8 protein-coding genes and 1 pseudogene are annotated in these 9,590 nt (G+C 57.0%); 5 read left to right on the top strand and 4 right to left on the bottom strand.

The window, feature by feature from the left end; all coding sequences use genetic code 11:
• The 3 genes and pseudogenes from ABX962_RS20780 to ABX962_RS20770 all read right to left on the bottom strand — a co-directional run.
• Positions 1–1,124 (bottom strand): annotated as a pseudogene (locus ABX962_RS20780) (cation acetate symporter); the annotation flags it as partial.
• Positions 1,121–1,435, bottom strand: coding sequence for a DUF485 domain-containing protein (locus ABX962_RS20775; protein WP_372721931.1), 315 nt, complete (start codon positions 1,433–1,435; stop codon positions 1,121–1,123). The pseudogene ABX962_RS20780 and the gene ABX962_RS20775, both read right to left, overlap by 4 nt.
• A gap of 322 nt (positions 1,436–1,757) precedes the next feature.
• Positions 1,758–2,663, bottom strand: a complete 906-nt coding sequence (locus ABX962_RS20770) for an MBL fold metallo-hydrolase (protein WP_372721930.1) — start codon at positions 2,661–2,663, stop codon at positions 1,758–1,760.
• Between the two features lie 255 nt (positions 2,664–2,918).
• Between ABX962_RS20770 and ABX962_RS20765 the strand changes: the two genes are divergently transcribed.
• Positions 2,919–3,836 (top strand): TIM barrel protein, encoded by a 918-nt coding sequence (locus tag ABX962_RS20765; protein WP_339946201.1) that lies wholly within the window; start codon positions 2,919–2,921, stop codon positions 3,834–3,836.
• A 535-nt stretch (positions 3,837–4,371) separates the two neighbouring features.
• Here ABX962_RS20765 and ABX962_RS20760 read toward each other — a convergent pair.
• Positions 4,372–5,424, bottom strand: coding sequence for a YdjY domain-containing protein (locus ABX962_RS20760; protein ID WP_372721929.1), 1,053 nt, complete (start codon positions 5,422–5,424; stop codon positions 4,372–4,374).
• Positions 5,425–5,656: 232 nt separating this feature from the next.
• Between ABX962_RS20760 and ABX962_RS20755 the strand changes: the two genes are divergently transcribed.
• The 4 genes from ABX962_RS20755 to ABX962_RS20740 all read left to right on the top strand — a co-directional run.
• Entirely contained in the window at positions 5,657–7,681 is a 2,025-nt protein-coding gene (locus ABX962_RS20755; protein WP_372721928.1) for a hypothetical protein, read from the top strand.
• On the top strand, positions 7,678–8,403 hold the full coding sequence (locus ABX962_RS20750; protein WP_372721927.1) for a YggS family pyridoxal phosphate-dependent enzyme: 726 nt from the start codon (positions 7,678–7,680) through the stop codon (positions 8,401–8,403). Before ABX962_RS20755 ends, ABX962_RS20750 begins: the two co-directional genes overlap by 4 nt.
• A 142-nt stretch (positions 8,404–8,545) precedes the next feature.
• Positions 8,546–9,394 (top strand): ABC transporter permease, encoded by an 849-nt coding sequence (locus ABX962_RS20745; protein ID WP_372721926.1) that lies wholly within the window; start codon positions 8,546–8,548, stop codon positions 9,392–9,394.
• A gap of 14 nt (positions 9,395–9,408) precedes the next feature.
• On the top strand, positions 9,409–9,590 hold a 182-nt coding region (locus ABX962_RS20740), incomplete at its 3' end, for an ATP-binding cassette domain-containing protein (RefSeq protein WP_372721925.1).

Genomic DNA, 9,590 nt, shown 5'->3' with positions numbered 1-9,590 from the left:
TCGCCCGGTCGCAGCACGCGAGTTCCCTCGGTCGGCTTTTGATAGAAGACCTTTGTCGATCCTCCATCGTCATGCCGGATCACCTCGCTGCCCCAGAGCACAATTTCGCTTTTGGACATCGTTGTAAAAAACGAGATCGGCCCGAGTGCTTCGCCCGACGTATAATCCGATGGCAATTTTGAAACATGCCCGACCGCTTGCAGTTGACGCTCGCCTTCGCCCGATCCGAAGGGCATGCCGTCGACCGTTCGCGACCCGTCGGCTGCCGTGGTGATCTCTTGGGCTTGCTGCAGCATTACTGGATCGGTCACTCCCATCGCCGCGTCCGCTTCCATCGCGTCGACGTGATAAATTTCGTAACCTCCCTCGGCATCGGCTAACCGGATGAAATCGGGATGCTCGGCCCATTGCCCGGTTGCCGGAACCACGTCGCGACCGTCGATCTGTGCCTGCGACAGACTCGCCGATGCGATCGGTCCAATCGATTTCAGCCCACCATCAGATTCGACAAAACCACGGGCGAGTAACATCACCACCAAAATGGCACTGAAGAAAACCAGCAGCGAGCCTTTCAAAAATTGCACCCATGTCGTCGATACCATCCCTGCGGTCACGACGATCACGATGACCACCATCCCGACCAAGACAACGCCCACCCAATGCGGAAAACCGAGGAGTGGCTGGATCAACGAACCGGCACCGACCATTTGCGGAATCAGATAAAAAATACTGACCGCCAATGTGCTGATCCCCGCCGCCAACTTGATGCCACGCGAGTTGAACTGGGCGTCCAAGGCGTCGGCAAATGTGAATCGCCCCAATCGTTTCATTGGCTCGGCGATCACAAATAACGCCACGATCCAGCCGGCCAGATAACCGATCGAATACAGGAATCCATCGTAGCCGTAGGCCGCGATCATCCCGCAAATCCCCAAAAACGAGGCGGCGGACAAGTAGTCGCCTGCGAACGCCACGCCGTTGACCGCCCAAGGGATTTGACCGTGAGCGGCAAAGTACCCCTCGCTCGAAGTCGCTTTGCGGCCAAGGAAAAAGCTGAGCCCGACCGTCAAAACAACAAACGCCAAAAAGACAAACACCGCGATCCATGAAGGTTCGTAAATCATCGTGACGCTCCTTCGTTCGTATCGCTGTTACTTGCGTCGCTCGCGGGCGACCCGTTGATGGGTTCGTTCCGGCACATCACTCCATACAGCAGTGCCATCAGGATGGCAGCGATGATCAAGCCAAATCCGTACACGATCGCGAGGTTCAATCCCGCTAACACGACCGTTTCCATTTTTTCGGCGGCAAACGCGTTGATGAAGACAAATCCGGCGTACAGAACCAAGTAGACGACAAACAGCACGATGCCAAGTCGCGAGTTGTATTGACGTGCCGCAGTGGGCACGTCCGCTTTGGGCAGTGGAGTGGGCATAAGTGAATGAGAAAGGAGAAAGAAGTGGGGGTGAGAACGAGTATGGGGGAGTCGGGGAATGGAGTCGACAAGCGTTGTCGGGCCCCATATTAACCCAGTTCGCGTGGCAAGGGGGACGTCAGAAACACAAACTTGGAAAGCGGTAACGGCGATTCCGATTTTTCCACTACATGCCCCCGCAATCATGAAACAGAGTCGTAGCGAAAGTCGCCAAGACTTTTGGCGGGCCCAACCAACTCTTCAAAGCCGATGCCCACCGAAACTCTTCGCGAGTTTCGCTACGGAATTCTCGCTACGAATGCTGATGACGAACCTGGGAAGCCTATCCCACATTCAGGCTGATTTTGACTCGCAAACCGTCGTACGCTAGTGAGATGCCTGCGGGGAGCTCGCGGTTGGTCTGTTCGTGCTCGAGATCGTGTGAGATGTGCGTGAAATAAGTCTGCGCGGCTCCGACTCGGCTGGCCATCTCGATCGCTTCGTTCAAATTGAAGTGCGTCGGATGGATCGCATGCCGCAGCGCCCCGACTACAAACGTGTTGACCCCGCGAAGTCGCTCAACCGACGAATCGGGAATCCCGTTGGTATCGGTGCAATAAGCAAAATCGCCAATCCGGAACCCCAGCACATTAAAATGAGGCCCGTGGGTCATCGGGATCGGCGTGATTGGAATTCCAAACACGTCAAACGTCTCTTCGACAATCTTGCGAAAACAGAGCTGCGGTACGGCCCCCGGGTGCGTCGGTTCGCGTTTTGAAAACGCATAGTCAAACGAATGACGGATCCGCTGTTCGACGTGACTTTGGCAATACAGGGGGACTGGGTAGCCAAGCCGAAACGGAAAAAGACGCAAATCGTCTAACCCGAACAGATGGTCCGCGTGCTCGTGAGTGAACAATACGGCGTGGATCAGCGGGATTTTTTCACGCAGCAATTGTGTCCGCAAATCGGGCGGCGTATCGATCAAAATCGTCCGCGATGCGTGATGCGGCGTCTCGTGATCGAACTCCGGATCGCTGTATGCAATCGACTCGGGCAAGCAAATTGTGATCGCACATCGAGTGCGGTTATTGCGGGGATTATCGCTCTGGCAGACCGCACATTCGCAGCCCAGCGCGGGCACACCGACGCTGGTTCCCGTCCCCAAAAAGACGACTTCCGCCTGTGGGGATGAATCGGGGCTCGAGACAGTGGGATTCGAGGACGGCGAGGGCTCTGGATTGACCATAACGAAGGAACTTCTCAGCGATTTGGAAAGCTGTCAATAAGCCCCTTGGCTGCAGAGGCCTGTTTCTGCGATACTCTTGGGCTTGGCTGATAAAAATCCATGTGTTTTCGTGAGCCGCAGGCGATCGCCTCGGGCCTTCCTACACAAGCTTGGTGCCTCGTCCCGAGGCCCGTGGCAAACGCCATCGGCTCCATTTTTATCAGCTCCACTATGAGCCAATCACGTTAAACGTCATCAAAAAGCAGGAAGAACTGAATGTTCAAGAATTTTTCACCTTGGTTACTTGGAATCAACGGCCGTCAAAGTGAATTGATCGAGTTGGCGTTGACCTACGGGTTCCGCGGCATGGATGTCGACATGGCTGACATGCTTCGTCGCTCGCAACGCACCAGTTTGGAAGACGCCACCAAGTACCTTCGTGCAACCGACATCAAAATCGGTGGCTTCGATTTGGGCGTCAACTTGGACGCGGACGACGATACGTTCACCGCTCAAGTCGCGACGCTTCACCCGATGGCCGAAATCGCCAAAGAACTGAAAGTCAAGCGAGCCTACTTGCGTCTGCCCGCCGCAACCGATCGTTTGCCCTACCCCGAGTACTTTGAAACTCAACGTGCCCGTTTGAACCAAATCGCTGAAGTTCTCGCTCCTCGCGAAATTCGCTTGGGCGTTTCCTTCTCGGCCGGCAAAGAGTTGGCTGAAGGCAAAGAATTCGAATTCGTTCGCGACGTCGAAGGCTTTATCGCTTTGATCAGCAGCATTCCGGCAGCGAACATCGGCTACATCGTTGACACCTTTGATTGGGTTGTCGGCAAAGGCACGCTGGCTCAATTGACCGGTTTGGACGCGGAAAAGATCGTTGCCGTTCGTTTGGGATCGGTCGCCAGTGACGCGACTGCCGAAACCGCCAAGACCACCGATCGCGTGTTGCCCGAAAAAGAAGGTGCATTGGCTCACGTCAGCGTGATCAGCCACTTGAAGGCAGCTGAGTACAAGGGCCCCGTTTCGCCGACCGCATCGTCGTCGCGTTACAAAGGCCAGACACGTGAAAACACCGTGCAAAAGGCTCAAGAAGCAATCGATTCGATCTCGCGTGACGCAGGGGTTCACGTCGCTCCATTGCCAATGGATCTGATCGAAGACGTTCCTTACGAGCCAACCCCCGCAACCTAAGCTGCCACCGGGTAGCTGCGGCTCGTAACCACGTGATTCACCCTCCCAGCCTTGCGTCGGGAGGGTCGAAAACCGAGCCTTCCAGCGAGGTTTTCGGGGAGGGCTGGTGACGCGAAACGTGCACGTCGCTGTCACAAACACCGCCGCTGCGAAGTAGCGAAATTCGCGAAGAGTTTCGTCATGCAACCACGAGCATCAAAGCTCACGCGAGCGTTATTAAGCCGTTAGGCTGACAAGACGAAAGTCTCGACGACTTCCGCTACACCCCAACCAAACAGAAAAGAGGCCGGTCACACACCCGTGTGACCAGCCTTTTTTCATTTGTTGAATTCTGCGAGCCCATTGTCGCACGGCTTTCCAAGCCGTCAGCGTACCTCGGATTTCACGTTCGGTGCGACGTCGTACTCCGACATGCTGCAAAATCTCCAGCTCAAAGGCAGTTTGATCGGGATAGAGGCCAGCCCTTTTCGCTCCACTCTCCGTGTCTCCCTGTCTCCCTGTCTCCCTGTCTCCCTGTCTCCTCACTCCTCACTCCTCACTTCCCTTCCCCTTCCCTCACTGGCAACACGCTCTCCTGCGGTTTCACATTCGGATCCTGCTCGGGCGTCAACTCCGGCGGTGGCCCGTCGGTTGGCACAGGAATCGGAACCAGGATCAATCGCAGCGGCGTCCCACGCTCAGGCACTCGCCCCTCGAACGGTCGGAACAACAGCGAGTCGGCATCCGCACTGCTAGCCAACGACAGATCCATCATTGCGGTACTAAAGTTCGACACGCAGATCATGTCGCCGCCATCCGCTCGGTAATATTCGCGTCCATCCTCTTCGTCTTTATAAAACCCGCTACCAGCAAACACCCAATCGGCCTCGACCGATTCTTTGGTCTCGGTGTCTTGCACCCAACGCCGCGCGTCTTCGACGTGGAATTTGCCCTGCTTATCACGCCAACTGACCCAGACCCGGATCGCCTGGCCCGTCGGCGGGACAAAGTTAGGTGTGAACATCGCCGTCGTTCCCGTTTTCGCGCCGACGACCAACAGAGCCGCGTGCACTTCGCTCGATTTCGCCACCACCGCCACGATCGACTCATGCTCTTTGCTGCCGACCGGGCACGCGAACATCTCTAGCGCCCCCCGATCGATCGCGACGTAACCATCGATGTAAACGCGATTCGATTTGCGATCGACCCACAGCAGCGATTCCTGGCTCAAGCGTTTTGCCCCTGGTGGCGGCAAAAACTGCTTGCTCAAAAATTCCGCGGGCGACATTTGCGGCTCCGGATCCTCCATCGCTGGCTCCGGTTCCTCCGCAGCAACATCGGCCTTAGGCGTAGCGCTCGGCCCTGCATTGGACTCGGGGCCGGAATCGGACTCGGGGGCTGACACGCCTGCCGCAGTCTTCTTCACCAAATCTTCATCTTTCGGTTTTTCCTCGGCCATTGGCAACTGACGCAGCCCACTGGGGGCGGTTTGCTTCGCCACGTCGACGTCGGACGACGCGTCTATTTCGACAGCGACCGCGGCTGCGGCGACACCATCGGCAGCAGATTCAGCCGTATTTCGCTCGTTTTCCGCGTTGGGAGCCGTCACGGACGAGGGCAGCTCGGCACGTTTTCGGGGCGCCGATTCGCTGCCGCACCCGACCGCTAGGGATGTGGCGCAGACTAAAAGCAGGGTGAGTGTCCGCGTGGTCTTGGCAAAATAGGGCATAGAGTGTCGATCGAGTGGGGAGGAAGCGCTAGCGTCATTGGGTTGAATGAGTAAGTTATACGTCAGTCAACCTGACACAAAACGATACTTTTCAGCATTCGCATTATAGCCCATGTCGACACGAACTACGGAGGCCGAAAACGCCTCGACCGCCTCAGTACCCTCCAATGGTCGACCGGCATCCCCTGCGAAAACGAAGTCAAAAAAGGCGACTCGCCAAAAGCCCGCAAAGGTGGCCGCAGTTGCGGAGGAACTGGCCCCCGAACCAGCTAACGCCCCCGAACTTGCAAACGCACTAGCCGAAGCACCGGCGATCGCATCGGCGTGCGAGAATGTGGCTCCCACGCCGATGTCCGATGAAAATTGGAAGCGGTTACGCAAAAAGGTCGAATCACACGCCAACACCACGTCGGCCAAGCATGTGTTTGGTAAATCGGCGATCGGCGGGACTGTCTATCGCTGGGGCGTCGCAACCGCGGTTGGCAATACGATCGATCCAGTGCGAATGTCGCTCAGCCAATTGGCGTGTGACCAAAAACCGATGCGGCGGCGTTCGACTCGGCCGTTGGATTTGGTATCCGCGACGACCGAAATGATCGCCCAATTGGATCACGGCGACATGTCCGCATTGTCGTGCCAGGACGCGGTGGTTTGGGCCGCTGCGATGCCGCTGCTCAGCAAACAACTTGAACCAGCCCTGTGGTGGGAATTGCTCGGGTCGCTGCAACGATTCCGCGAACTGGTACTCGAATCCCATTCGCCGGACTCGCCCGCCCACTTGATCGTCGGCGCGGAACTCGGTTTGACGCTGGCATGGCGGCTCGCCGATTTACCCTCCTGTAAACGGGCTCAGAAATCGGCGATCGAAGCTCTGGCACAATGGTGTGACCACGCAGAAGACGCGATTCCAAATGCGCTTGCCAAAGGCACCATCGCCCGGCTGATGCTCGGTTCGATCATGCGATGCCAAGCGATTATGAAGTCGACCACGAAAAAGAAGTTTCAAAAATCGTGGCATGCTGTCGGTGATCAAATGGCAACCTGGGTTGCCGCAATGACCACTCATCACGGCACATCGGCGCTGAGTCCGCTGAGCCGCAAAGATGTGAAAGACGATCTTGGTAAAACCGGACTGCTCGAACACGCGATTGCGTTTGATCCTGAAACGCTGCGGCCGGCCACCGAAGCCGCACTGGGGCTTGGCCATACCGGCGGACGATTGGCATGGGAGGTCTGCCTACCCGAATCTTTCCTGCATAACGAAGATGCCAAGCTTGCCATTATGCTGCCCGAATGGGATGTCCGCCGAGGACGCACACATCTGCACTACGCCGGCGAACACAACCAGCTCGAAATTTTTGCTGGCCGCACCCAAATCATCGCAGGCCAAGTCCAAACCTCGATCGAAATCAATGGGGCGCAACAGTACGCGACAGGCGATTGGGGATTGGTTTGCGAGTACACCGACGACGATGTGCATTACATCGAAATTGAACAGGATTGGACTGGCGGAGTGGTGTTGCAGCGGCAATTGATGTTGATTCGCTCGGACCGCACTTTGCTGCTTGCCGACGGAGTGCTGCCAAAAAATCGTCAAGAACCCGGTGCACTTTCGCAAAAAATCCGTTACTCCACTCGCATTCCCGTCGCATCGGGTGTGTCGCCCGAGCTTGAGAAGGAAACTCGCGAAGTCTATTTGTGTGCCGGTCAACGAAGCGCCGTCGTAATGCCAATGTCCGCATCGGAATGGCGGATCGGTCCCACCACCACAAAGCTTTCGGGCAGCGAGGATGAGCACTTGGTTTGGACTGCCGAAGGGACCGGAGCGTTGTATGTGCCGCTGTGGTTTGATCTGCAACAACGACGTTTCAAACGCAAACGCACCTGGCGTCAATTGACTGTGGGCGACGAACGCCGGATCTGCGAACATCACGAAGCCGCGGGGTTCCGCGTTCAAGTCGGTTCCGAACAATGGATGATCTATCGTTCCCTCGGCGGGCGTCGCTGCCGCACCGTTTTGGGGAAACACTTGATCGCCGACTTCTTTGCGGCCAAATTTGATCCTGGCGAAGGGATTTATGATGAATTGGTGACTGTGGACGACGCCGAGCATATGGATGATGAATCGGAATCATGATTGACCCTAGTTCGCAAGCTCGATTAGCCGAGAATTGGCAAGCGGTGCAACACGACGTCGATGCAGCCACGATGGCGGTCGATCGTCCCGCCGGCTCGGTCACGATCATCGGAGTCACCAAGTACGTTGATGCCGAGATGACGCTGGGGTTGGTTAACGCAGGATGCCGCGTGCTTGGCGAAAATCGCCCGCAAGTGCTTTGGAAGAAAAACGAAGAGGTTGTGTTTCCTGACGATGTGCAGTGGCATTTGATCGGACACCTGCAGCGGAACAAGCTTCGTCGCTCACTGCCGTTTCATCCGATGATCCATTCCGTCGACAGTCCCCGATTGTTGGCCGCAATCGTCGAAGAAGCGACCGCGCAGCAGATTCCGACCCAGGTGTTATTGGAGGTGAACATCAGTGGCGAGGAAGCGAAGACCGGATTGAAGCCGAAGGAGCTGCGTCCGATGATCGAGTCACACCTTGGATCCAACGACACCAACGCAGTCGAGATTGTTGGGTTGATGGCGATGGCGGGTTGGGGCACCGATGCGGATGCCGCCCGCCAACAATTTGCAGCCACACGCGAACTACGAGAGCAACTGACGCAGCAAACCGGCGCGACGTTACCCGAGTTATCGATGGGGATGAGCGGCGATTTCGCCGCCGCGATCGCCGAAGGCGCCACCATGGTCCGCATCGGCTCCCGCCTCTTCGAAGGCCTCCTCCCACCCGCCTAGTCCCCCCCCTTCACCCTTCATCCTTCACCCTTCATCCTTCACTCCCTGTCTCCCTGTCTCCCTGTCTCCCTGTCTCCCTGTCTCCCCCTCTCTTTCTCCCCTCTCTTTCTTCCACCACGACTGAGCAGCAAACAAACGGCACATGAATCAACCGCCGGCCCCAACGCTCACACCTGACGTGCGTCGCCGACGCAGCGATGCAGTGTTTTTTTGGGTGATGTCAGCCATCTCGGGCATCTTCGTCCTCCTGATCCTCTTGCTGATCGCCGCTGACGTTTGTTTTACCTCCTGGTCCGAATTCACTGCGGCGCTGGCGAAACCCGAGATCCAAGCGGCGATTCGATTGACGCTGCTAACCTGTACGGTTGCCGCGATCGCATCGGTTTGGGTCGGCACTCCACTTGGCTATTTACTGTCACGCTACAAGTTTCCCGGCCGCGTCTTGATCGACACGTTAGTCGACATCCCGATGGTGTTGCCGCCGCTGGTGCTAGGACTCAGTTTGCTGATCCTATTTCACACCCCGATCTATGGTTGGGAACTGGAATCCGGGTTAAAGAACCAAGTGGGATTCCCCGTCACCTATCACTGGCCCGCCGTGGTGTTGGCCCAGTTCACGATCGCTTGCGCGTTTGCCATTCGCACGATGCGAGTCACGTTCGACCAGATCGATCCCCGAAGCGAAGACGTCGCCCGCACGCTCGGTTGCACACGCGGCCAAGCGTTTTGGCAAGTCGCGTTGCCGCAAGCGTGGCGAGGTATCATCGCGGCAACCACCATCGCATGGGCTCGGGCGCTCGGCGAGTTCGGTCCGATTCTGGTGTTCGCCAGTGCCACGCGGATGCAAACCGAAGTGTTATCGACCACCGTTTATCTGGAAATCAGTGCCGGCGAGTTGGATGCCGCCGTCGCAGTTTCGCTGCTGATGGTCGCGATCGCGGTGCTGGTTTTGTTATTTCTCAGGCTACTCAACACGCGAGACGCCCAGTGATCGAGTTCTCCGGTGTGAGTATCCGCTCAGGCGACTTTGTGCTGTCGGATTTATCCTTCACGCTTGCCAGCGGCGACTATGCGGTGCTGATGGGGCGAACTGGCAGCGGTAAAACGACGATTCTCGAAGCGATCTGCGGATTGCGCGCAGTCAGCCAAGGCACGATCCGGCTGGACGGTGTCGACATCACCGATTG

Source organism: Novipirellula sp. (genome assembly GCF_041583735.1).
Taxonomy (GTDB): Bacteria; Planctomycetota; Planctomycetia; order Pirellulales; family Pirellulaceae; genus Novipirellula.
Note: the sequence above shows the minus strand (reverse complement) of the source record. Positions and strands in the feature narration are given on the sequence as shown.